This is a genomic window from Vibrio sp. L5-1 (genome assembly GCF_021728315.1).
Classification (GTDB): Bacteria; Pseudomonadota; Gammaproteobacteria; order Enterobacterales; family Vibrionaceae; genus Vibrio; species Vibrio splendidus_K.
This window is the reverse complement of record NZ_JAKKCQ010000001.1, coordinates 176,456-199,484: the sequence shown is the minus strand read 5'-3', so window position 1 is coordinate 199,484 and position 23,029 is coordinate 176,456. Positions and strand designations below refer to the sequence as shown.

Here is a 23,029-nt window from a genome sequence, read left to right as displayed (position 1 = left end):
CGTACGGGAATAATTACATGAATAACAAATTTTCTTTATCTCTCGTATGCTCAGCATTACTTCTTGCTGGCTGCGGGGACAACAGTGAAAGCTCCGGTGATTCAACGGCTGCACCTTATTCCGATGCAATCAACCAATCATTAGCTAGAAGCTCAAAAATTAGCTTTACGCTTTTAGGTAATGAAGCGGATGTCCCTCTTCCTTCTTTTTTCTTGTTCGATACTAACGATCACACTCTGAACATCCCGTTAGATGCAAGTTCAACAGGATTACTGAATGATCCCAAAGTAGCAATGGGAGAAGCTGATGGTTGGAGTACTATCATGCCGTTCACTATCAATGTGAACCTTCCTAGTGACAGAACGTTGAAGAATGATGTCGTGATGAACGGGACGACACCGTTTAGTGCGCACCTCAATGCTGGGGTAAAAGTTGCTAAAGTCGATGTTGATCTGAGCACTGGTGTCATGTCTAACTTTACTGCGCTAACTGCTGGCGTTGACTACTTAGTGGCATCTAGCGATTTTAAGACCATACAAGTTTTACCTCTTAAAGGTTTAGATCCCAGCTCTGACTACATTTATGCATTAACTGACTCAATTATTGATAGCGCAGATGAACCACTAGGAACATCAAGCTCCTACGCGTCTTTAAAAACGACAGATATAGACCAAGCAGGCTCGCTCGATTTACCACAAAAAATCATCCATCAAGTTGAAGCGTTATTCGCTGGCTATGGTGAAGTGTCCAGTTCAGATGAGATCATCTATTCATCTTGGTTTACGACTGCTTCAGCTGGTAACGTTATGAACGGGACCAAAGCTGCAATTGCACAAACGATTAGTCCCACAGTTACCCCTTCTGATATATGGAAGAACCTTGCGAATCCAAATAGCATCCCAGCTGCTGAACTCGACAAGCTGTATACATTTACAGTTGATGGAACGAAACAAAATTTTGCTACAGCTGTACAAGCTGACGCGATGTTTAAGAGTGCATTTGGTGACGATGCTGCTACACAATTAGCTGCAGGTTACACTGCTAAGTTCTCAGCTGCTGCTTCTATTCAAGTGTATCGCGGAACAGTTGAACTGCCATATTTCTTGTCTGATTCATTAACAGACGACGAATGGAAAACAACGCCTTGGCGCAGTGCTATGCCTAGTGTTTTAACTATCTTGAATGTACTCAGCTCAGGAAGTGACGCGGACAAAACAGCCGTTGCTACACAGCTAGCAGGTTTAGGGATCACTGAGCCCGCTACTCAACTCTATCAAGCAGAGTACCAACAATTACTCATTGGAGAAAAGTTAACCCTCGCAGATGGAGAACAGTTAGATAGCGCGCGTATTATGACCAAATACAGCGCTGTACCGCAAATTCGAGCAGTAAAGTCAGTGCCGTTCGTTATGTTTGTACCTGAAGGAGCAGCTATCGACAGCACTTTACCTATTCTACAGTACCAACACGGTATCACTAGCATCAAGGAGAGTGCTTACGCTTTTGCGATGCAGCATATTGGCGGCGCACTTACTGGAACTGCGCCATACAAACCCTATGCAATTATCGCTATTGATCAGCCACTTCACGGTCAACGTGCACTAAGTGCGGATGCCGTGACGACACCAACGACCCCTACCGTATACATGAATCTTGAGTACTTACCTGTTGCTCGAGACAATATTCGCCAAAGTGCAATTGATGGGCTTGGGGTTCGCTTTGCTTTAAATTCAGCTACCGATGCTGCATTCAGTAACCTAGATAAAACCAATGTATCTCTATTTGGGCATTCTATTGGGGCTATTACAGGAATCAGCTCTTACACAGTAGGTAACACTGTGTTGAACCCTGCTATCGATTCTTTGTTTAGTTATACAAGTGCAACCCTTGCTAACCCAGGTGGTGGTATTGCTCCTTTCTTGCTTAATTCAGGTTCTTTCTCTCCTGAGATCAAGCATACCGTTAGCCTATCAAGTGTAACAGAGTACCAAGCACACTATTCAAGTAACTGCGTTCCAGTCAGTAAATCTGGTGGTGTTTGCTTTACTGAGTATTACACGGCCTTAAGTAGTGACAGTGCATCGGCTTCAGACAAAGCTATCAAAGCGACAATCGACTCTACCCAGACTTCATTCATGTATGCTGCTCAAACAGTTCTAGATAATGTTGACCCTTACAACATTGCCTCTACCACTTCGGGACCGGTATTTGGTATTCAAGCCGACGGTGACGAAACAATACCAAACTCTGTTGCTGCGATCCCAACAGCTGGAACCGAACCACTGTTTAAAAAGTTATCATTGGTTAATACTGCACTGAACTCTTCGGGAGACAAGCTGGCTTCGTATTTTGACAAATCATCATCAGAGGCTGAACACTCTACTGTAATTTCTCAGCAAAATGCTGGTGATGCAGCAGCCAACGCAGAAATGACCTCGCAAATTGTACAATTTACCTTATCGCAGGGGACTGGTATTGCAAGCGTAACCGCTGGCTTATTAGATGCGAGCAAGTAATAAACGTATGATCAAAAGTTAATGAAACCAAATGCCAGCCTAACCGCTGGCATTTTTGTATCTATCGACATCCCACCGTCCCCTAGTTAACCGTTTGCATAGAACCTTAAAACACAAATGGTTGATCTCAGCTAAAATTAATCAAGACAGAATACCGTACGACCTCTTTCTTTATTGTAAATAAAGTGGATAATAGCCCCGTAATTTAATACCTAATAAATGTGAGTCCATTATGTCTTCTGAAGCTACGATGCTAGAACGCTGCCAATCTAAATGTGAACTATGTGGTTCTGATTCTTCTCTTACTGCATACGCAGTACCGCCACACAGCCACGTAACAGTGGATCACGGCATCATGGTATGTGACAAATGCCTGGGTGAGATTGACGATCCAAAAGATATCAACCACTGGCGTTGCCTAAGCGACAGCATGTGGAGCCAAGAAGCGCCAGTTCAAGTAATGGCGTGGCGTCAACTTACTCGTCTGAACTCTGAAAGCTGGGCTCAAGACGCGCTAGACATGATGTACCTTGAAGAAGAAACATCAGTTTGGGCACAAATCGGCATGTCTGCTGATGACAAGCCTCTTGATGTGAACGGCGTTGAACTTAAAAAAGGTGACGACGTAACAGTAATCAAAGACCTGCCAATCAAAGGTACTAACCAAGTGATTAAGCAAGGTACTGTTATCCGTGGCATCAGCGTTGGTGACGATCCTAAGCTTGTTTCTGGTAAAACAAACGGCGGTCAATCAATGTACGTAATCGCTGAGTTCTGCCGTAAGAAGTAATTCTTCTTTTCGCTGAACAAAATCTAAAAAGGCGCTAATGAATAATTAGCGCCTTTTTAATATCTCAAATTTTCACGACTTAAAACTATCAATAAGTTGCTCGCGGTACTCTTTAATAACAGACACCAAAGAGCCTTTGATACCACTGACTTGTTTTGAGTGCGGACACCACAACGCGAATCCAAATTTGAATCCTTCCACCATTTGCGCAGAGTGAATGGGCTCTATTGAATGTTTTGAAAATTCAGAGTCGGTAAAAAATGCCTTAGGAAGAAGTGCCCATCCAAAACCCTCTTCAAGCATTTTGATCATTAACGAAAGCTGATCAATCTCTTCATAGTCAGAGCTCACAATAATCTTTTCAGACATCCCTTCGTCAATCAGAGACCTCAATACGAACTGTTTTGAGTTCCTTAGTGCGACTAATACTTCGTCTTTATTTATATGTGATAGTTCTCCACCTTTTTGTCCGAATGGGTAGAACTCAAAGTGTCCAAGGAAGGTAGAATCAAAACTATGCATCGCTCGGCTATTGTGAGCATTCACAAGTCCAAAGTGATATTCCCCACTTTGTATTCCTTGTTTAATTTCGTTCTTATTCCTAACCAGAAAGTTCACTCGCATCATTGGGAAGTCGTGCTTAAGTCGTTTACGTATATCCACCAAAACACGTTGTGGAACGAAACTAGAATACGCGATTGTTATTTTCTCTAACCCACCATAAGAAAGGCTCAACGCTACTTTGTCAAAAGTACGAGCTTGTTCAATCGTCTGTTTTGCGTAGTGATAAAGGAGGTGCCCGTCCTCCGTTGGTTCTACAGAGCGGCCAACTCTTTCAAAAAGATGCACAGCAAGGTGATCTTCCAAATTTGTAATAACCTGGCCGACGGTCGTTCTGTGCTTGTTAAGCTTTACCGCCGCCTTGCTAAATGACCGCTGTTCATAGACGGTCACAAACGCGAGAAGTTGTTCAATACTGAAGTTCATTTTGATGTGCTTACTTTCTTAGTCATGCATATGAGATAGAAAAATATCTACTGCATCAGAATAATAATGATAAAAAGACAGAGCTAAATAGCTAATGATTTGTGCCTTTTGCTAACTCTTCTTTCTAGTATATACCTAAACCTACCTACGTTTGATGGATCCGATCCTCTATATACGATTATTAACATTGCCATAGTTCCTTTATCGTAACCTTCTTCAAACGATAGAGACAGACCCATGAACACAATGCCACATGAACTCGTGTGGGGTGAGATCTACTTCCCGCCTTTGCTTTTGGTTATCGCGTTAGCGTATGTATTGACGATATTGACTGGCTCAATCGCGACAAAACTTGGGCTACATAAATATGTCGCTTTTCCTGCAATAGCCGAAATAAGCTTAATCGTTATTTTCGTCGGCGTTATCGGCCAATTTATTACCATTTTCTGAGGCATTCACCTTGATTAAACGTTATCTCATCACGCTACTACTGGTCGTTGCCGCAAGCTCTGTGGTTTATAGCTATTACCAATCCTATTCAAGTAATCCTTGGACTAGAGATGGTCAGGTCAGCGCATACATCGTTTCGATTACCCCTAGAGTCACCGGGCAAGTAACCAAAGTCCATATTGAAGACAACTCACAGGTAGCTAAAGGGGATCTACTGTTTGAGATCGACCCAAGCATTTATCAGGCAGCCTACAATAAAGCACTCGCGACACAGAAACAGGCTCGCGCGCTCTTAGCAAAAGCTAAAAACGAAGAGCAACGCGCGTTGAACTTAGAAAAAAGAACGCCTGGCGCGCTGCCAGTGCTGACCTTGAATAACCTGAACAATGCGGTTGAGACAAATGCAGCTAACGTTGCACTAGCAAAGGCCAATGTTGAAGAGGCACATTTAAATCTCAAATACACCAAGGTGTACGCTCCAACGAATGGCTTCATCACGAACTTAAACCTACGTGAAGGTTCTCAAGTTGTTGCTAATACCCCTGTGGTGGCATTAATCGATGAGGATAGTTTTTGGATTGAAGGTTATTTCAAAGAAACTGATCTTGTGAACGTTGCACCAAACGACAAAGCTATCGTCACGCTCATGATGCACAATGATGTTCAATTAAAAGGCCATATTAAAAGTATTGGTTTTGGCATTGCGACACAAGATGGCAGTACTGGTAATAACCTTCTTCCCAACGTGAACCCAAATTTTCAATGGATTCGCCTCGCTCAGCGTATACCAATTAAAGTAGTACTCGATAACGTGCCTGAAGACTTGCAACTTCGTGTCGGCATGACAGCTTCGATCAAAATAATCAAATAGTTGGATGGCATTTATGTTCAGTGCATCGACCAAAGAAGCAATTAAGGCTTCTCTCGCGATTGTTATCTCTATCTGCCTTGCGTTGTGGTTTCAGTGGGAAAAGCCCTATTGGGCGGCAATTGCGGTTGCAGTCATGGCATTGAACGAGAGTTTTGCCCATTCAATAAACAAAGGCCATAACCGATTAATGGGAACCTTGTTAGGGACGGGTTATGCCTTTTTTTTAATTGCGATGTTTTCTCAGGACCGCTTTCTGTTTCTGATGTTTTTCACCTTATTTCTCGGTACATGCATCTTCATGTCGAGTGATGAAAAATACGGTTATGTCTTTTCTATAGGCTTTGCTGTCTGCTCCATCATCTCTTGCATGGGCGGATTCGATAACCAAATTACATTTTATTTTGCGGTACTACGAATACAAGAAACTTTGCTAGGCGTTATCACCTTCTCAATTGTTTATCGTCTAATCTGGCCGGTAAACACTGAACAAAACTTCGTACAACGATTTGAAACAAGCAGAGAAACGCTGATAACAGCAATGAGCAACACTAACAACTTAGATATAGAAGCATTGGAGTCCAATACCGCTAATATTAAGAAGCTTTATCAACTGTTGGATTTACCGCTCACTGGCAGTTATCACCTAAAACAAAATATCCATGCGTGGCGTTTACGAGTCCGTGAAATGGCTCATATTCAAGATCGTCTGCTTGAACTCGCCTCGGATGAACTGACTCAACCTATTGATTGGCCAATTCTCACAGAAAAAATGGAAAAACTAGAGTTAATGGCGCCGCACTTATCATTGATTGATGATGTGCCGTTTGTGAAGAGTGAGAAGAAAAACGTTTCTTGGCACCATGAGCACCGTACCTTTGTTCAACACCTTGATGAAGATGGGAGAAAAGTCTTACAAGGAGTCTCGATGTTCGTAACGTCGCTACTGGTTTGGATATATCTACCTGTGCCGGGTGGTTTTATTTTTCCGATGATTGCAGGCGTATTTTCTTCCATGTTGCCGACGATGCCACCAAGTGTTATCAAAGATGCGTTTTTCGGGGTGATAGGCACAGGTACCATTATTTTACTTCAATACATCTTTATCATGCCGATGATGACTGAATTGTGGCAATTGGCACTGTTTTATTTCATTAATAGCATGGTGATATGGAAAGTGTTCGCAACGCCTAAACTGATGGTACACCGAATACTTGGCATTAACCTGTTGGTCGTCCTTACATCTGGCGCGCTCAATCTAACACCGGTTTATCAGATTCAAACACCTTTGCTGATGTTAACCACACTGCTCATCATTTTAATGATAGGCAAATTATTTACTGACCTCTTTAGAATCAAGAGTGTCGTTTAATCTCGTTACGCGGATGCGCTAAACTTGGAATAAGAAAACAAAAAGGCGCAATTAAGCGCCTTTAGAAATTCTATTTTTACTGACTCAATATCAGTTGTTTCTCAACCAAACATCTTGGTTTTTAGGTGCTTTCTTCTTTTTCTTCTTGCCTGTACCAGCCGGTGGCGCAACGGGTTTTAATGCAGCAACAAGTTCAGCGGTTGCCTCTTCATCCACTTCAAAACCTTCAATTTGCTCACGCTCAAGACGGATTTTGTTCTTCTTCTCAATGATCTTGAAGTGATGGTAATCTTCGTGATCGATCAATGACAACGCAAGGCCAACCTCACCTGCACGGCCACTTCGACCGATACGGTGCATGTAATCCGATGGGCTTCTTGGTAAATCAAAGTTGATTACAACTGGAAGTTTTTCAATGTCCAAGCCACGAGCAGCGATGTCTGTCGCGATAAGAACGTCAATCTCGCCAGATTTGAAATCTTCAAGAATACGAGTACGTGAACCCTGCCCTTTATCGCCGTGGAATACTTCTGCGATGATACCGCGCTTGTAAAGCTTATCTGCAAGGTGCTCACAGCTGTTCTTCGCGTTTACGAAGATCAGTGCTTGTCGCCACTCGTGTTGTTGAATCAGGTGCGCTAGCAATGCGGTCTTACGACCTTTTTCTACTTCGAATACACGCTGAACCAGAGTGCTCGCATTAGCACTTTGAAGTTGAACTTCAATTGGATCATTCAGTAGTTCGTGAGTCAGCGTTTTTACTTGCTCTGGGAAAGTCGCAGAGAACAACAAGGTTTGCTTCTTGCTCGGCAATAGCTTCAAGATAGCATCGAGCTCTTCGGTAAAGCCAAGGCTCAACATACGGTCAGCTTCATCAAGCACTAGCGTTTTAACTTTATCAAGTTTGATTGCGTTGCTTGAGATCAGATCCAGCAAACGACCCGGTGTTGCCACCAAGATATCAGTGCCGCCACGTAGCGCTTGCATCTGAGTGTTTACCGATACACCACCAAATACACAAACGGTTTTGATCGCACCATTGAAGTGTACTGCGTAAGACTTAACGCTGTCAGCCACTTGCTTAGCAAGCTCACGAGTAGGAACTAAGATAAGACCAGACACAAAGTTACCTTTGCCCGAACGACGGTCTAAAGGTGCATCTTCATGGATCTGCTGTAACAGTGGAAGTGCAAATGCTGCGGTTTTACCTGAACCCGTATTTGCACCTGCAATTAGGTCGCGTCCTGCTAACACACTTGGAATAACTTGCGCTTGGATAGGCGTTGGCTGTTGGTATTCAAGCTCTGTTAAGCGAGCCATCAAAGGAGAGATTAAGCCAAGATCAGAGAAGTTGGTTGGTGTTGTGGTGTTAGTCATTAATTGCAGGAACTCAAAGCTAAAATAATAGCGCGCTATATTAACGTATTTCAGCAGTATTACGTAACTAAATCGCCTCTTTCTCCCGTGTTTCAGCGATTAAGCCCCTCTAAAACACATCCAGATATCAAGTTATCGCAAATTTAGTTAAGCCACCCCGCTACCGTTTGCTCTGGCGCATACGAGTTAGGCTCTGTTAACCACACGGCTACTGCGTCAGGTGTGGCAACTAACGGGGAGAAGTCGATATTGAATTGCCATTCAGACTCACCACGTTGGTAGCCATCGTAAACCACGACAAAATCGTGCTCAAGTTTCTTACCTCTGTTCTCGCCCGCTTTAACGCTGGTGACTTCGTTCATCGCCAACAAGGCAATATGAGCGACATAATCCCCTTTGCTTTCGTAACTCACACTGAACGTATCGCCTTCATGGTGCACTGTTAATTTGGGATTAGTTTGTTGTTGGAGCGAAGGCAACGTTCTGTCTAGCCAATTAAAGTAACCACGCCACTCTTTTCCATCGACAACGAAGCCCGGTGTATAGACGCCACTTGTTACCCCATAAGCTTTGTACAAACGTTGCTTCTGACTGAATGCCTTGCTGGCGAACTTGTCTCCCCAGCCTAAGTAATCCCAGTAGTCTACGTGATAAGCAAGCGGTATGACCTCGGTCCAAAGTTTTGGATGATCTGCAAAAGTACTAAGGTACGTGTCAGCAGGCGGACAACTAGAACAACCTTCAGAGGTAAACAGCTCAATAACCTGAGCAGGCTGGCCTTCGTTACTCCAGGTTTGTGCAAACGACACAGAGGAATAGGCGCCGATCGGTAAGGCAAATAAACAAAGTTTAATCAATGATGAATTGCGTGTGGCGTGTGACATACCGAGATCCTTGTACAAAGCGAATTTACTGGCGCTCAAACAAAGACCGTTATGCCTAAGTATTTCTTTCAGGTGCTGGGTTTATTTCAGATACACAGCTTATTTCAGATACAAAAACGCCAGCTTTAGAAGCTGGCGTTTTTTAAAATTCTATATTTTTACATGTTAACGCAGAGATTAACGGTTGATACCGATATCGCGTTGCATGTGACCAGATAGGTCGCTTGCGTAGTAACTACGTGGAGAGTTGTCTACGAAAAGAATATCGAAAATGTGTGCAATCAATCCTTTGATGTTAACCGAGTAGGTCTTCTTATCCATAGAGTTAGGAACAGCGATAGTATTCATTTGCATTGCTTGAGCCATGATTGCCTCTCTATAAATTTGTTTATGTGGTTCGTTCTGATGACAAGAATAATAGGTGATCTTTTGCAGGTTAAAAAATGACTAAAATTAGAAATTCAGATTAGTTTTTCTAATAAAACAAATCATTAACAACACCTCGAAATACATATTCACGCTTGATGAGTAAAAATTCACAGCAGTGCCTAAATCATGCATTTAGTACAAATAACCCTCAAACAACAGCGGTCAATGTCACAAAAAATTTACATAAATAAATTTCAAGCTTCATTGACCACCTAATTATTATCGAGTTTTCGATAAGTTATTTTTGTTTCAATTTACTTGTTCAATGTCTGGCTTCTTCGCATAAATCGACGCTATAACCGCAATCGTCATAGTAGAAATTAGAACAGCTAACGACCAATACGTTGGGATAGCCCACTCACTGTCAACCAATAACATTTTCACACCAATGAACACCATGATGAATGCCAGTGCAGGCTTCAAGTAGATGAACTTATCCATCATGCCTTGCAGAACAAAGTACAAAGAACGAAGGCCAAGCAATGCAAATACGTTTGCAGCCAGTACTAAGAATGGCTCTCGCGTAACGGCGAAAATTGCAGGAATAGAATCCAGTGCAAACATGACATCCATAACCGCAATGGCACCAATCACCAACATCATTGGCGTGAGTACCCATTTAGTGCCTTGCTTGATCATCAACGCGGGACCATGGAAGTCTTCTGTCACAGGCATCACTTTACGAAGTAACTTCTCAGGTAGCGTATTCACACTCTCCTCTTCGCCCTTATCTAGCGCCAGTTTAATACCCGTACCAATTAGGAACGCAGCAAATACATAAAGCACCCAGTGGTATTCAGCCAATAGCTGAGCACCTAATGCGATCATAATTGCGCGAAGCACCAATGCACCAATTACGCCCCAAAGAAGCGCACGAGGTCTTAGATGCTCAGGAACTTGGTATTGAGCAAAGATCATCGCGAAAACAAACAAGTTGTCTACGCTCAATGATTTTTCTAGCAAGTAACCGGTAATAAATGACACGGTTGCTTTTTGGGCTGTGTATTCACTATTTGGCGCATAGATGTCCCAAAAAAGGTAAATGGAACCAGCAAATAAAAACGCGAGCACAAACCAGAAAACGCTCCAAATTGCCGCTTTCTTGATGGTTACACTACCACCACGAGTCTGATAAATATCGATAGAGACTAGAATCACAGTCAGCAGGAAAAAGCCCGCATAAGTCGTCATGATTGGCGATGAAAAAAAGGATTCACTATTTGTAGATAATAGAGATTGAGTTGAGTTCATTATTCCTCCGGGCGGAAGAACTGTACAAAGACCTTCCGCAAACAAAACTATCAAGTTCCACGACGGATCTTGATTGTGATTGCGTTGGTCTCGTTGAAGTGAAATATGGGATTTCACCTTTACATACCGGATAGACTCTTGGCCTAACGAGATGACGATATGTAAACTTGCGCTAACTACTCCCCAAACGCGTGGATAATATTCCTCTATCTTTGTTTCGTCTAGAAAAATTTTCGGAAATAAATAAAAAAGGAGCAAAACGCTCCTCATTTATTTCTATAGGCTTGTCAAAACGACATTCGTATTGATTCTGAGAATACTACTGAGAGGATTAACCCCTATTACCGTTACTCATGATACAAATCCGTTATTCAATGATACGAATAACGAGCGAGTCTTGTACGCGCTTTGTCTGACAGCTCACTTCAAGGCACGCTACGTTATAAACCTGCAGCGGGTACCAAGTACACTAACGCAGACCAAACCGATACCCAACCAACCACCGCTACCGCATCTAACCAATCTTTCTTATCCATGCTTATCTCCACAAGAAGGCGACCTGCAGGAATAAAGCATAAACAATGCCAAATTTATAAATAGGCAAAACTAATAATACTAGCCGCAAGCATTACCTGTGACTATCTAAATTACCTGTGACTATCTAAAACACTCCAAACAATTCAGTGGCTCGTTGTGTTGCAGTGACTCTGGGTGGTCTTGTAGAAACTCGATGAAACAGTCTGCCATTGAGTCGGTCGTAACCACGCCATCACCTATCATATCCAAGACGGCGTTATAGCCCTCTTTTCCTTTCATGGTATAGGCTGACGACGCGCCTCGGTAAATACGGTCACGAGAAACAGCCTGCCAGCCCAATACTTCAGAGCGAATTTCTAAATGGTGAACCCTATGCCCTAGAGGTGCTTCTTTGTGGTAACAAAACCTCAAGTTATGCGTATAAGGAAAGCTGCCTGAACCTGTCCCTACAACACCATTATCCAAAGCATTGTTGATTGCACCTTCAAGCATGCCTGCGATCGTTTCACCTTTTACTTCATACACACCAATGGGTACGGCAAACGGTAGTAGTTTTCCGGCAATATCGGCAACAGAGACGTCGCCGCTATTCAGTGAATTTCTAACACCACCTGCGTTGTGAATGGCAAATTCAACCTGATGCCCTTTTTTGTTCATTAGGTAGTGAAATGATTGAGCAACTAAGGGCGCTAGTTGGCTCGGGCCTTTCTCGTCCGGGATGCGTATGTGGCGCAGTTTTGTATCTGCATGAGCAATAACTTGTTGCTGAAGCTTTCGAACTCTCGGCTGATATTTATCCGTAAGAATGCTCTGAAGTTCCGGATCTTTTTTACATACCGCAATATTGGGGTGGTTGTTCAAAAACTCACACGCCATATCGTGGGCATCGTCTTGCCCTACTTCACTCAATTTCGCGTCTATAAACAGTCGACGGCCTAACAGCAGTTCGTTCTTACCGTTGAAGTGAGTCACTTTGCCTTCAGTATTGAACTCGATTTCACAGTGTCCTAGACTCATTGCATGGAAACCCGCTTGCACAACATAAGTGTCACCGATTTTCACGCCGTAATCATCATCTTTAACTAAGCCAATATCAGAGAAATCACCTTGTAAGCGATGACTATGACCACCAACAATGACACCAATACCTGTTACGTTGGCTGCTAACTCTAAATCAGCTTCGTAACCAAGATGGCTAAGTAACACAATCTTGTTGATGCCAGCTTTATGAATCTGCTCAATGGTCGCTTTTGCTGTTTCTAAAGCATTTTCAAATGGTGTATCGATATCTGGATTAGCAATGCCTGCCATCTTGTCGATGCTTAAGCCGAATATTGCAACCTTCTCGCCATCAAACTCTTTCGTTATAAAAGAAGCACTTCGCGTTTCAGTCAGATAAGGCTTAACAATTTCGTTGTCCGCTAAGGTATGAGTTTTATTGATATCCTCATTCGATAGATTCCAGTTACCGGCCAACAATGGGAATTTGATTCTTTTCGCGAAAATCGCAACGGGCTCATTACCCATATCTAGCTCGTGATTGCCAAGCGTCATGGCATCTATATTAAGGGCATTCAACAAATCGGCGTTGGCTTTTCCCTTGAACAGAGAAAAGTACAAAGTCCCCTGGAAGCAGTCACCAGCGTGTAGGAACAGGGTTCCAACCTTCTGACGCTGGGCATCTTGTTCTATTTGTTTAAAGCGTGTTGAAATTCGAGCAAAGCCACCTGCACTCACATAAGGTTCAATGATGTGGTTGTTCATTTTAAGTGATAGCTGTAACGAGGTTGGTTCAAAGTATGAGTGGGTGTCGTTGATGTGTGCCAACACTATTTTTGTCGGCTTATTCTTTTTAGTCATATTTTCTTCTCTCTTTGTCCCTTCATACTAGGTCGAGAATCATGACAGAATCGTGAATTTTATGAAACTGCACTGCAAAAAAATACTCGAGATAGATCAAAAATCTCGTTTCGATCCGTATAAATAAACAACGGGTTTTGTGACAGGTGAGCATACCGGATTGGTATTTTTCGATTATGATTAAAGATATCTGTTAGCTTTCAAACAATTAGCAGAGCCTTCCGTTAGGAGTAAGCCTATGCAACTAGAAAGAATCGAGATTTCTGGCTTTCGAGGTATTAAGCGTATGTCACTCGCGTTTGATGAGCTAACCACGCTGATTGGTGAAAATACTTGGGGTAAGTCTTCATTATTGGATGCCCTTTCCGTCGTTCTTCCCTCTGACGGTGTGCCATATCACTTCGAAATGACTGATTTTCATGTCGATTACTCGGTTTCACATCCACAGTCTCAACATCTTCAAATTGTTCTCGCATTAAAAGCCAATGACAAGAGCGAACTCAACGCTGGTCGTTATCGCAAGCTCAAACCTATCTGGGTTCAAGATGAATTTGGCGTCTATCGTATCTATTACCGAATAAGTGCCACATTAGAACAATATGAAACGACCACAAACTACGCATTTTTAGGTTTAGACGGTAATCCGCTCAAACTCCACCACTCAGAAAAGCTCGCTCAAGAATTAATGACCTTACATCCTGTGATCCGTTTACGAGACGCAAGGCACTTTGATCGCCCTTTCAACGGAAATTCACTCAACCACAATGCTCACCTGCCAACTAATGTTCACACTAATAACGGTCACGCTAACAATGCAAACGGAAATGGGAACGGACATAATCACACGACCAATGGTCATGGCTCGAATGGAAGTGGCAGCAATGGCAATGGCAATGGCCGTCAGGCAAGAATAGAAAAGCGCATCGACAACACCTGCCGCCGTCTTATGGCGATACCCGGACATGTTAATAAAGGTGAAATGCGCAGTAGTCTTGAGTCAATGCAAAGCTTAATAGAACACTACTTCTCGTTTAAGAGTGTCTCACGTAAGAATCCGAGAAAACCACGTGACGGGCTACTGTACTCCGCTGGCGCGAACGACAAGAGCATTCATCAATTGGTCGAGGAGACCAAGAATAAGCAAACTCGACTGTTATTCATGGGGTTACTTAACGCATATCTACAGGCTAAAGGGCCGACTGACTTAAGACGATGCGCTCGCCCTCTTTTGATCCTTGAAGATCCAGAAGGTCGACTGCACCCAACGCACCTAGCAAGGGCTTGGAGCCTAATGCAGAAGTTACCCATGCAAAAAATCCTTACCACCAACAGTGGCGATCTACTTGCTGCCGTACCACTTCAATCGATTCGTCGTTTGGTGCGTCAGTCCGATAAAACCATCGCTAACCAACTCAACATGAACCACTTTAGCAAAGATGAGCTTCGTCGAATTGGTTTTCATATTCGTTTCCATCGTTCAGGTGCTCTGTATGCTCGCTGTTGGTTATTGGTAGAAGGTGAGACTGAAGTTTGGTTGTTTAACGAGCTAGCCAACCAATGTGGGTATAACCTTGCTGCGGAAGGCGTTCAGATTATTGAGTTCGCTCAATCAGGACTAAAGGCATTAATCAAAGTCGCGCAAGAGTTTGGCATCGATTGGCATGTCGTCACCGATGGTGATGCAGCAGGCAAAAAATATGCGGCAACAGTGCTATCTAAACTTGGGAACGATCAAGAGCGACATCGCCTCACAGAACTGCCTGATAGGGACATCGAGCACTACTTGTATATGAATGGGTTTGAGAACTTTTTCAGAGACATGGTTAAGATTCCTTACGATCACCCTATCCCAGCGAAAAAAGTCGTGGCTAAAGTTCTTAAGAAACACGCAAAACCAGATCTGGCTTTAGCGATCGTGTCTCATTGTGAGAATCAAGGACAAGACTGTATTCCCTTGTTATTAAGGTGGACGCTAAAACGTGTCATCACCATGGCAAACGGCAACACCTAAGCGCTTTAATTAATTGATAGATGCTATTGGTTCTTCTGCAGATGAATTTTTTGACTGATAGGCTTAACCAAGAACCAAAAAAGGCACACCAAGTGGTGTGCCTGTATAAATCGATATACAAATTAATTGGGGGTTATCTTGCAAGAGTTTACAGTCACTAAACTACGGCTTAACGTATTAATTAGGCCTTAGCTTGCTTAGTGTGTTGTTCAACCACTTCCGAAGATTGAGTCGATTTCTCGTGAAGCCATAGCCCCGTTGCTTTCATCAAGTATCCAAATACACCACCAAGCAGTAAAGATGGTACTACAAGTTGCCAATCGCCACCTGCAGCAAACGTCGCACAACAACCAATGAAGGTTCCTGGGATATAACCTAGCCACGCTTGTTTCGCTTGGATACACATAAAGAAAGCCACAATAGCGGTAATCATATAGCCTAAAATCTCTAACCCTGCGAAGGTTGAGCTTTCGATAATCACCATTGCCCAGAATACGCCTGTCATGTTGGTCAGTAAGCTACCGGCTAGTCCTTTAACGCCGCCTGTTGGCGAAGCAAAATAACTGGTGCAACCTAAGAAACCTGCCCATGACAATAAGCCGAAAAAGATAGCAATCCATCCCCATAGACCTGACAAAATACCTGTTGTTAATGAAATCGCGACTAATGTACTCATACTATTTCTAAAGCCTAATTACGTAATTCATCGCAACCGGATTTAGCCTCACTTAAAATCAAGTAAGCATATTATGGGAAGAACGCCTTCTTTTAGCCGATCGTGATCACATTAATAATGTATGCGAACATGCATTTATCACCAGATGGAGACCGGAATCGCTTATTCAACATAAATAGTTATTAGTCTTTTATCAATTTATCGCTACAGAACCGACGGTTTGCCTTTCATCATGCGTTTACCTTCTCGCTTAATACACTCAGCAAGTGGGTTCTCAGACATATCAGCACGCCAGATAAACGAAAGCGTACGTTCCATTTCAAGCTCAGGGACATTTAACGTGACCAGTTGGCCAGACTCAACAAACTGTTCGACATCGAGATAAGGTAAACACGTTAAATATGGGCCGTTTGCAACCAAACTTCTTAAAACAGGAACGTGTTCATACTCTCGCCAAACATCAAGATCACCAATTAAATGATGAATAGAGCTATCAAAAACTTTGCGAGTACCCGAACCATGTTCACGTAATACCCATTTTGCTTGTTCTAATTGCGCCAAGCTTACTCGTTCACGCTTGGCAAACGGGTGATGAGCCGATGCAACCACCGTTAAATGGTCAGTACACCACACTTCTTGGTGAACTCGGTTGTCATCACAACGACCTTCGATAACACCCAAGTCATATTGATAATCTAATACGCCATCAATAACCGCATCAGTACTTTGCACGCCGAGCGAGATTCGCATCTCAGGAAAGTCGTTATCAATAATACTGATGAGGTCAGGAACAAGGTGTTCCGCTGGTGTTTGGCTTGCACCGAGTTTGAGCTCTCCACTTAGTAAATGCTGCTCATAAAAACCCATCTCAATTTGCTGCGCATCTTGCAGTAAACGCTTCGCTTTAGGCCTTAGCCACATACCCCAATGAGTAAGGGCCATTTGCTTGCCCTGCCTTTCAAATAAAGGCCTGCCGAGCATTTTTTCCAACTGTGCAAGAGACATACTTGTCGCCGATTGAGTCAACGCCAATCTGTCTGCTGCTTGACTTACACTCCCGGAATCTGCCACTGCATCAAATACCGCGAGTTGCTTTAATGAATAACGCAAAATTCATCCTTAATTCTTTTAATAACTTGTGTCCTGTTGCTCGTTTTTTCTTAAGCCGATGAGCAATCAATTTCATTCTACGCGTAACCCAATCTATATCAATAAATTTGATGTGGTTTCTAAAAATTATCAATTTTACCTCTACCCCTCTACCCCCTAATCTGGAATGGCAGGACACAACGAGCCCTGCAAAAAATCACTGATTAACCATTACGGATTAACCAAGTCGTTAACACTAGGAATTACACATGACGGATTGTTCAAGGGGGGGATATGGCAACCAGCACTTCTGAAAATCAGCAACTGTTCTCGCCAACAGAAATGATGGCGGAAGCCGAGAAGTTTGCATTAAGCAAAGCAAATAAAACCAGCAGCATGACATTGAGTTTGGCAATCATGGCTGGCGCATTCATCGGGCTTGCTTTTTTATTCTACATCACGGTGACCACGGGTAGCGCTGATGCTGGATGGGGATTGAGTCGTTTAGCCGGCGGTCTTGCATTCAGTATGGGGTTAATCCTGATTGTGATTTGCGGTGGCGAGCTGTTTACCAGTTCAGTGTTATCAAGCATTTCATGGGCTAACAAGCAGATAACCTTCACCAAGATGTTGTCTATCTGGGGCAAGGTCTACGTCGGTAACTTTATCGGTGCCATGTTCCTATTGGCTTTGGTAAGCGCAGCAGGCTTATATCAACTGGATGGCGGTCAATGGGGCTTAAACGCTCTGAACATTGCTCAACACAAGCTACACCACAGCCCTGTTCAAGCTTTTGCTTTGGGTGTGCTTTGTAACTTATTGGTGTGTTTAGCGATTTGGTTAACGTTCAGCTCTGCGAACGCCATGACCAAAGCAATGATGACCGTATTACCCGTTGCAATGTTCGTTAGCTCAGGCTTTGAGCACTGTGTGGCGAATATGTTCATGGTTCCACTAGGCATCACGATTCAAACATTCGCACCAGAGAGTTTTTGGATGCAAATCGGAGCAACGCCTGCTCAGTACGCAGACTTAAACATCATGAAATTTGTCACCGCAAACTTAATACCAGTGACAATCGGCAACATTGTAGGTGGTTCAGTATTGGTCGGCTTAGCCAATTGGAGCATTTACCGTCGCCCGCAGCTGAAAGCAGCAAAAATTACAGCAATTACACAAACAACAGAAATTACGTCAGTTAAGGAAATCACTATGAACACAGCAACGACTATCAAGCAAATCATGAACACTCAACCAATTACACTGAGCGTAGAAATGCCTACATCAGTCGCGATTGACTCTCTTCTAGACGCTCAACTTGTTAGCGCTCCTGTTTGCGATGTTGAAGGTCGTCTAGTGGGTATCTTCTCTGTTCACGACGTAATGGTTGACCTTTGGTGCCAAGATTACATCCCGACAAAAGGTCAGAAAGTCGTAGACCTAATGAGCCGTGACGTAGTCGCTATCTCTGCTAGTGATAAGTTGGTCGATGTTGCTGAATTCCTATGTATCGACAAAGAGCAACTTTACCCTACTACAAGCATGGGCTACGCCACTCGCCTGACTTCTCTTTCTCTAGAAGAGCGTGCAAAAGCGATGAAAGTAAGCCAACCACATATGCTGCCAGTGTTAGAAAATGGCGTAATGGTCGGTGTGTTAACTCGCATTGAAGTGATGCAAGCACTACGTCCAATTTACGGTGACCGACTAAACGTGGTTCCAAAGGCTGAACTAGAAACGGCTTAACTAATCGTAAGTTGAACTATTAGGGATTAGTAATTCAATTAGATAACTCAGTCATGGCAACGTTGACTGGCAGAAGTAAATGGTGGCTTAAGACGCAGTAAAAGGTTTGACACAAAACAGACCTAAACGCGTGGCCATTTACCTCAATAAAAAAGGCGCAAAGTGAAAACTTTGCGCCTTTCTCTATTTCTAGCTGTTTTGCTACTTACCAACTAGCTAACTAGCTGCTGACCTCTTTAGTATCGACCAAACTTTTGATGTTTCTAAAAAATGTTGATACCTGTCAGCGAATATTGAAGGCTAGATTATTTCTTTACACCTTCAACGTGCAGATCCATGTCTACATAGCTTGAAGCGCCCATTACTGGAATGTTGAAGTCAGCAAGCTCTAGACGAGTTGTACCAACGAAACCAGCACGCTCACCGCCCCATGGGTCTTGACCAGCACCAATGAATTCAGCTTCGATAACGATAGGCTTAGTTACGCCATGAAGTTTAAGGTCACCCATTACTTCAAGTTTGCCGTCACCTTTATCAACCACTTTCGTGCTGTTGAATGTAGCATCAGAAAACTTGCTTGCATCGATGAAATCACCGCTACGGATGTGCTTATCACGTTCTGCGTGGTTTGAGTCAAGACTTGTAGTATCAACCGTTACGTTTATTTTAGACGCTTCAACGTTGCTTTCATCAAATGAGAAATCACCTGAGAATGTGTTAAAACGACCTTGGATAAAGCTGTAACCTAGGTGGCTAACTTTAAAGTTAACTGAAGCATGCGCACCTTTTGTATCAATCACGTAATCAGCGGCGTTCGCAGCGAAAGGCATTGCCATAGCAAATGCTAATCCTGTAGCGATAATTGACTTTTTCATTTTGAAGCTCCTATCATTTTTCGTAGCGTATCGTCTTTGTCGATAACGTGGTGTTTTATCGCCGCTAAGGCGTGCACTGATGCCATAATGATCAGTACCCATGCAGCATAGTAGTGAACCGTACCTGCGAGATCAGATTGGTTTGCAAACAGTTCACCCATACTTGGTACAGTGAACCAATTGAAAACCTCGATCCCGCGGCCATCTGATGTCGAAATCAAATAACCTGAAACAAATAAAACTGCTAAGTTGATGTACATAAAGCCGTGAGCGATCTTCGCTGCTGCAACTTCATAGCTTTTACCTTCCACCTTAGGTGACGCGGTAACTAGTTTCCAAAGCAAGCGGAGAACAGTAACTGTAGCCAAAAGAATGCCTACCGAACGGTGGTAGTCTGGTGCTGTTTTGTACCACTCGCTGTAGTATGAAAGATCAACCATCCATAGGCCTACACCAAATAAGCCAAATATTGCGAGTGCTGAAATCCAATGCATTGCTCTTGCTAAGGGATTGTAATTTTTAACGTTGTTGTCCATGCATCTGTTCCGAATGTTAACGAGTCGTGTAATTTTGAAAAGCGTACCCTACACTAAGTTTGTGTAACATATTATTTACCAAGCTTTACATTAGTTACATCATTTCAAATTAAACAAGTTATTCAAAATTTTTGAACAAGTTGCTTTATTGACAAATTTCTTTGTCGAACAATCGCTTGCTGTGTCTATATTTCAACGATTTGTTCAATTTCATAGAGCTCATCTGAGATATCCAACATTTTTCGTTCCATGACTTTCTGAGCATCTTCTATCCCCTTGTTGTAATACACCGCACCAAACTTTTTGCTAATGAAGTCGACCAAGAATTCTGTGTCGAACTGACCGAGTTCTACATCAAGTTCATCTTGAAGGTACTTTTGAAGGGCATGGGTAAGCTCAGATTTTTGCTTCGAATCTAATTGAATGGTCATGAATATTTCCAAATAAAGAGTAAGTAGATCAATTGTGATTAGCTGACTAAGATTAAGCTAGCCACCAGTAACTTTGCTAACTAAGCATAATCCTTCTAACTAATTAGAATTCCTAATAATTTAGAATACAGACAATTGAAGTGCCAGTGCTATCCATAAAATCGCTCGGCAATAGCTAATTTTGATAGAGGGATCAAGAACTCGCACTTTGGCGATAGGTAACGGAACCTCAATTACCGTACTATTGCCCATCAATAAGATAGTAACTGTGTATAAGGGACTTCATTGTTATTAGATCTAGTGATTAAAAGCGTCAATCAATTTCAAGATGATTGCCTAAAGCTATGTGAACGCCACTACCCTACGGTACACAATCAAGGAATCAGTGAGCATCACATCGGCAAAGCCTTTGCCCGACGAATGGAACACACCTTTGTTAGCTTTAACCATGCAAGCAACATCAGCCCACTCGAAATACTCTCTTCTGGTGAAAACCCTCGACACTTCCGAATCTCTTCTGAAATCGGTACCGTTTGGATGATCAGCCATCATATGGTGAGTGCAGGAAAAACCTGTCGTAAAAAGTTGATGCTAGACATTCATAACTGGCAGCAAGAGTATGGATTTGCCATTCAGCCAAATGACGTTTTGATCATTGTCTCCGACCATTGGATAAGCCGAAGTAAAAACAGTAGTGAGTTGTTACATTGGTGGATGGGAGAACTCCCAGACGAGATAACGGAATACAGCCAGCAAGGCATCACCCTAAGAGAGAGTGATTCTCAATTCGCTTCCGATTTAAATAACAATTTCAGAATCAGCCCTTGCTTTATTAAATTCAGCCACCCACTCAAACGGTCAGGAAATCAACAATTGGTTCGTAAATACCTGCAACTTTATGCGGTACTTCAATGGCAGTGATAATACGGGTCAACTTTTTCATTCAATATTGAAAGTAAATTGTTAGACCTTCATCCCAATATTTTATAAAAGACAACTCATTCCTTGTTCATTAATTATTCGAACCTTCTGTTTTAATTATTAATAGTTGTTGTACTTGCCGTCTCGATTTTGAGAGATAGATACCATTTCTATGTAACTCGCTTAGTCTCTCTGTTTTGTAACTTTGACATTCCCCCACAATCTAAGCCTTTAACCCTACTTTTCTCTGGTGTATCAGCATTCTAGCCTTATATTGGCTGGGGTTAATATGAGAGACGTTACTTAGCCATTAAATTCACTGCAACTATCAAATATAGTGAATGATAAGTAAATTTAATAGCTAATGTCATTTATCATGCTGATTTTTCGTTAATTATATTTATTTAAATATTGACCCTACAAATGAATTTTTATTAATTGACAATTTACTTACACCTGTCAATATTGTGACAGCCATGGCGTATATTTTCGTCATTAAATAAACACCTTTATTAGCGACTATGATTTTATCAGACAGAAGTGAATTTATTAGCTGTATATCTGTGGATACCGATATGCAGTTTATTGCGAAATATCAAGACTTAACACTTAGAAGTGTCTATCAACCTATATTTGACAGTTCAATGACTCAGATAGGCGTTGAGGCTTTGGTTCGTATTTCGAATAGCAAAGGGGATGTTGTTCGTCCTGATCACTTCTTCCATTCCGACGATACCTTGTGCATTGACAAGATCAATGTAGAAAGGCTGAGTCGCGCTATCCATATCCGTAACTTCGCACAATCGAATATCCGCCATTTACACTTGTTTTTGAATGTTCTTCCAAACGTTGGTGAATTGTTTGCTGCTGAAAAAGTCAGTGACAGCCTGTTGGCTAAACGCCTGCATGAACTTAACCTTTCATGCGAACAAATAGTCATGGAGCTGGTTGAACTGAATGCAGAAAGTGAAGAACGCTTGAAAGATGCTGCTCACTCTCTCGCAGAGAACGGCTTTCAAATTGCTGTTGATGATTTTGGAACACAAGCGTCAACAGAACAGCGCGTTCGTCATATTAATCCTCATATCATCAAGATAGATCGCTCTGTCATGTTGGATTTTGAACAAGGCGACACAAGCGAGATGGAATTGGTTCTTAGCCTTGCTAATCAAATTGGTGCAAAGACCGTAATCGAAGGTATCGAAACCGAACAACAGCTCGCAGCAATGCAAAGCTTAGGCTTCGATATGTATCAAGGCTATCACTTAGCGATGCCAAAGCCGATTGAGTTAGATCTCCGCCTCGCAATCTAAACTGTCCCTTATTCTCTATTCTACAGGAAGCCGCTTTACCATTGGTTAGCGGCTTTTTAATACCTATCTCTTTCTTAACGCAACGCTCGCTGACGCTATAGTCCCTTAGT

20 protein-coding genes are annotated in these 23,029 nt (G+C 42.6%); 9 read left to right on the top strand and 11 right to left on the bottom strand.

Going from position 1 to position 23,029, the window contains the following annotated elements; genetic code table 11:
* The first annotated feature begins 17 nt into the window (after positions 1 to 17).
* Together L3V35_RS00745 and L3V35_RS00740 are read left to right on the top strand one after the other, a co-directional pair.
* Positions 18 to 2,516, top strand: a complete 2,499-nt coding sequence (locus tag L3V35_RS00745) for a VolA/Pla-1 family phospholipase (RefSeq protein ID WP_237298111.1) — start codon at positions 18 to 20, stop codon at positions 2,514 to 2,516.
* 232 nt (positions 2,517 to 2,748) lie between these two features.
* Positions 2,749 to 3,306 carry a PhnA domain-containing protein gene (locus tag L3V35_RS00740; protein ID WP_004730927.1) on the top strand — a complete coding sequence of 186 codons (558 nt, stop codon included), beginning with the start codon at positions 2,749 to 2,751 and terminating at the stop codon, positions 3,304 to 3,306.
* A 72-nt stretch (positions 3,307 to 3,378) separates the two neighbouring features.
* On the opposite strand, the gene L3V35_RS00735 is transcribed toward L3V35_RS00740, so the two are convergent.
* Positions 3,379 to 4,293, bottom strand: coding sequence for a LysR family transcriptional regulator (locus L3V35_RS00735; protein ID WP_237298110.1), 915 nt, complete (start codon positions 4,291 to 4,293; stop codon positions 3,379 to 3,381).
* Between the two features lie 237 nt (positions 4,294 to 4,530).
* Between L3V35_RS00735 and L3V35_RS00730 the strand changes: the two genes are divergently transcribed.
* Genes L3V35_RS00730 through L3V35_RS00720 form a run of 3 tightly spaced genes read left to right on the top strand, consistent with a single transcriptional unit; the run spans position 4,531 to position 6,983 of the window.
* A complete protein-coding gene (locus L3V35_RS00730; protein WP_054546893.1) occupies positions 4,531 to 4,743 on the top strand; it encodes a DUF1656 domain-containing protein in 213 nt (70 codons plus the stop codon).
* Between the two features lie 10 nt (positions 4,744 to 4,753).
* Positions 4,754 to 5,614 (top strand): HlyD family secretion protein, encoded by an 861-nt coding sequence (locus tag L3V35_RS00725; protein WP_054546894.1) that lies wholly within the window; start codon positions 4,754 to 4,756, stop codon positions 5,612 to 5,614.
* Positions 5,615 to 5,627: 13 nt separating this feature from the next.
* A complete protein-coding gene (locus L3V35_RS00720) occupies positions 5,628 to 6,983 on the top strand; it encodes an FUSC family protein (RefSeq protein ID WP_171328571.1) in 1,356 nt (451 codons plus the stop codon).
* 90 nt (positions 6,984 to 7,073) lie between these two features.
* On the opposite strand, the gene L3V35_RS00715 is transcribed toward L3V35_RS00720, so the two are convergent.
* From L3V35_RS00715 to L3V35_RS00695, 5 genes are all read right to left on the bottom strand, one after another.
* On the bottom strand, positions 7,074 to 8,360 hold the full coding sequence (locus L3V35_RS00715; RefSeq protein WP_065206091.1) for a DEAD/DEAH box helicase: 1,287 nt from the start codon (positions 8,358 to 8,360) through the stop codon (positions 7,074 to 7,076).
* 143 nt (positions 8,361 to 8,503) lie between these two features.
* Positions 8,504 to 9,244 carry a DUF1223 domain-containing protein gene (locus L3V35_RS00710; protein ID WP_065206090.1) on the bottom strand — a complete coding sequence of 247 codons (741 nt, stop codon included), beginning with the start codon at positions 9,242 to 9,244 and terminating at the stop codon, positions 8,504 to 8,506.
* 177 nt (positions 9,245 to 9,421) lie between these two features.
* On the bottom strand, positions 9,422 to 9,610 hold the full coding sequence (locus tag L3V35_RS00705; RefSeq protein WP_017079198.1) for a hypothetical protein: 189 nt from the start codon (positions 9,608 to 9,610) through the stop codon (positions 9,422 to 9,424).
* Between the two features lie 312 nt (positions 9,611 to 9,922).
* The gene (locus L3V35_RS00700; RefSeq protein ID WP_029222116.1) at positions 9,923 to 10,924 is read right to left on the bottom strand and encodes a TerC/Alx family metal homeostasis membrane protein; all 1,002 of its coding nucleotides are present in this window, start codon (positions 10,922 to 10,924) and stop codon (positions 9,923 to 9,925) included.
* Between the two features lie 657 nt (positions 10,925 to 11,581).
* A complete protein-coding gene (locus tag L3V35_RS00695) occupies positions 11,582 to 13,321 on the bottom strand; it encodes a bifunctional UDP-sugar hydrolase/5'-nucleotidase (protein WP_237298109.1) in 1,740 nt (579 codons plus the stop codon).
* A 238-nt stretch (positions 13,322 to 13,559) separates the two neighbouring features.
* On the opposite strand from L3V35_RS00695, the gene L3V35_RS00690 reads away from it, so the two are divergent.
* Positions 13,560 to 15,332: an ATP-dependent endonuclease gene (locus tag L3V35_RS00690; RefSeq protein WP_237298108.1), complete on the top strand. Its 1,773-nt coding sequence runs from the start codon at positions 13,560 to 13,562 to the stop codon at positions 15,330 to 15,332.
* Between the two features lie 181 nt (positions 15,333 to 15,513).
* Here the strand turns inward: L3V35_RS00690 and L3V35_RS00685 are convergent, their stop codons facing one another.
* A complete protein-coding gene (locus tag L3V35_RS00685; protein WP_171308667.1) occupies positions 15,514 to 16,008 on the bottom strand; it encodes a DUF1097 domain-containing protein in 495 nt (164 codons plus the stop codon).
* Positions 16,009 to 16,212: 204 nt separating this feature from the next.
* Positions 16,213 to 17,118, bottom strand: a complete 906-nt coding sequence (locus L3V35_RS00680) for a LysR substrate-binding domain-containing protein (protein ID WP_004730888.1) — start codon at positions 17,116 to 17,118, stop codon at positions 16,213 to 16,215.
* A gap of 273 nt (positions 17,119 to 17,391) precedes the next feature.
* On the opposite strand from L3V35_RS00680, the gene focA reads away from it, so the two are divergent.
* Complete coding sequence (gene focA / locus L3V35_RS00675) at positions 17,392 to 18,843, top strand: formate transporter FocA (protein ID WP_054546901.1); 1,452 nt, start codon at positions 17,392 to 17,394, stop codon at positions 18,841 to 18,843.
* 305 nt (positions 18,844 to 19,148) lie between these two features.
* On the opposite strand, the gene L3V35_RS00670 is transcribed toward focA, so the two are convergent.
* The 3 genes from L3V35_RS00670 to L3V35_RS00660 all read right to left on the bottom strand — a co-directional run bounded on the left by L3V35_RS00670 (position 19,149) and on the right by L3V35_RS00660 (position 20,685).
* Complete coding sequence (locus tag L3V35_RS00670) at positions 19,149 to 19,718, bottom strand: YceI family protein (RefSeq protein WP_114635371.1); 570 nt, start codon at positions 19,716 to 19,718, stop codon at positions 19,149 to 19,151.
* Positions 19,715 to 20,254, bottom strand: a complete 540-nt coding sequence (locus L3V35_RS00665; RefSeq protein ID WP_146455689.1) for a cytochrome b — start codon at positions 20,252 to 20,254, stop codon at positions 19,715 to 19,717. Before L3V35_RS00665 ends, L3V35_RS00670 begins: the two co-directional genes overlap by 4 nt.
* Before the next feature lie 185 nt (positions 20,255 to 20,439).
* Positions 20,440 to 20,685 carry a DUF2164 domain-containing protein gene (locus tag L3V35_RS00660; protein WP_048660209.1) on the bottom strand — a complete coding sequence of 82 codons (246 nt, stop codon included), beginning with the start codon at positions 20,683 to 20,685 and terminating at the stop codon, positions 20,440 to 20,442.
* Between the two features lie 285 nt (positions 20,686 to 20,970).
* On the opposite strand from L3V35_RS00660, the gene L3V35_RS00655 reads away from it, so the two are divergent.
* Together L3V35_RS00655 and L3V35_RS00650 are read left to right on the top strand one after the other, a co-directional pair.
* Positions 20,971 to 21,606 (top strand): hypothetical protein, encoded by a 636-nt coding sequence (locus L3V35_RS00655; protein WP_114635373.1) that lies wholly within the window; start codon positions 20,971 to 20,973, stop codon positions 21,604 to 21,606.
* A 575-nt stretch (positions 21,607 to 22,181) separates the two neighbouring features.
* Positions 22,182 to 22,919 carry an EAL domain-containing protein gene (locus L3V35_RS00650; RefSeq protein WP_171328555.1) on the top strand — a complete coding sequence of 246 codons (738 nt, stop codon included), beginning with the start codon at positions 22,182 to 22,184 and terminating at the stop codon, positions 22,917 to 22,919.
* The last annotated feature ends 110 nt before the right edge of the window (positions 22,920 to 23,029 follow it).

Bases quoted from the DNA above. Each gene is read 5' to 3' on its own strand.
- L3V35_RS00740 (WP_004730927.1), top strand. From the start codon at position 2,749: ATGTCTTCTGAAGCTACGATGCTAGAACGCTGCCAATCTAAATGTGAA.
- L3V35_RS00650 (WP_171328555.1), top strand. From the start codon at position 22,182: ATGCAGTTTATTGCGAAATATCAAGACTTAACACTTAGAAGTGTCTAT.
- L3V35_RS00700 (WP_029222116.1), bottom strand. From the start codon at position 10,924: ATGAACTCAACTCAATCTCTATTATCTACAAATAGTGAATCCTTTTTT.
- L3V35_RS00710 (WP_065206090.1), bottom strand. From the start codon at position 9,244: ATGTCACACGCCACACGCAATTCATCATTGATTAAACTTTGTTTATTT.
- focA (WP_054546901.1), top strand. From the start codon at position 17,392: ATGGCAACCAGCACTTCTGAAAATCAGCAACTGTTCTCGCCAACAGAA.
- L3V35_RS00730 (WP_054546893.1), top strand. From the start codon at position 4,531: ATGAACACAATGCCACATGAACTCGTGTGGGGTGAGATCTACTTCCCG.
- L3V35_RS00690 (WP_237298108.1), top strand. From the start codon at position 13,560: ATGCAACTAGAAAGAATCGAGATTTCTGGCTTTCGAGGTATTAAGCGT.
- L3V35_RS00665 (WP_146455689.1), bottom strand. From the start codon at position 20,254: ATGGACAACAACGTTAAAAATTACAATCCCTTAGCAAGAGCAATGCAT.
- L3V35_RS00670 (WP_114635371.1), bottom strand. From the start codon at position 19,718: ATGAAAAAGTCAATTATCGCTACAGGATTAGCATTTGCTATGGCAATG.
- L3V35_RS00685 (WP_171308667.1), bottom strand. From the start codon at position 16,008: ATGAGTACATTAGTCGCGATTTCATTAACAACAGGTATTTTGTCAGGT.
- L3V35_RS00720 (WP_171328571.1), top strand. From the start codon at position 5,628: ATGTTCAGTGCATCGACCAAAGAAGCAATTAAGGCTTCTCTCGCGATT.
- L3V35_RS00660 (WP_048660209.1), bottom strand. From the start codon at position 20,685: ATGACCATTCAATTAGATTCGAAGCAAAAATCTGAGCTTACCCATGCC.
- L3V35_RS00705 (WP_017079198.1), bottom strand. From the start codon at position 9,610: ATGGCTCAAGCAATGCAAATGAATACTATCGCTGTTCCTAACTCTATG.
- L3V35_RS00735 (WP_237298110.1), bottom strand. From the start codon at position 4,293: ATGAACTTCAGTATTGAACAACTTCTCGCGTTTGTGACCGTCTATGAA.
- L3V35_RS00745 (WP_237298111.1), top strand. From the start codon at position 18: ATGAATAACAAATTTTCTTTATCTCTCGTATGCTCAGCATTACTTCTT.
- L3V35_RS00715 (WP_065206091.1), bottom strand. From the start codon at position 8,360: ATGACTAACACCACAACACCAACCAACTTCTCTGATCTTGGCTTAATC.
- L3V35_RS00695 (WP_237298109.1), bottom strand. From the start codon at position 13,321: ATGACTAAAAAGAATAAGCCGACAAAAATAGTGTTGGCACACATCAAC.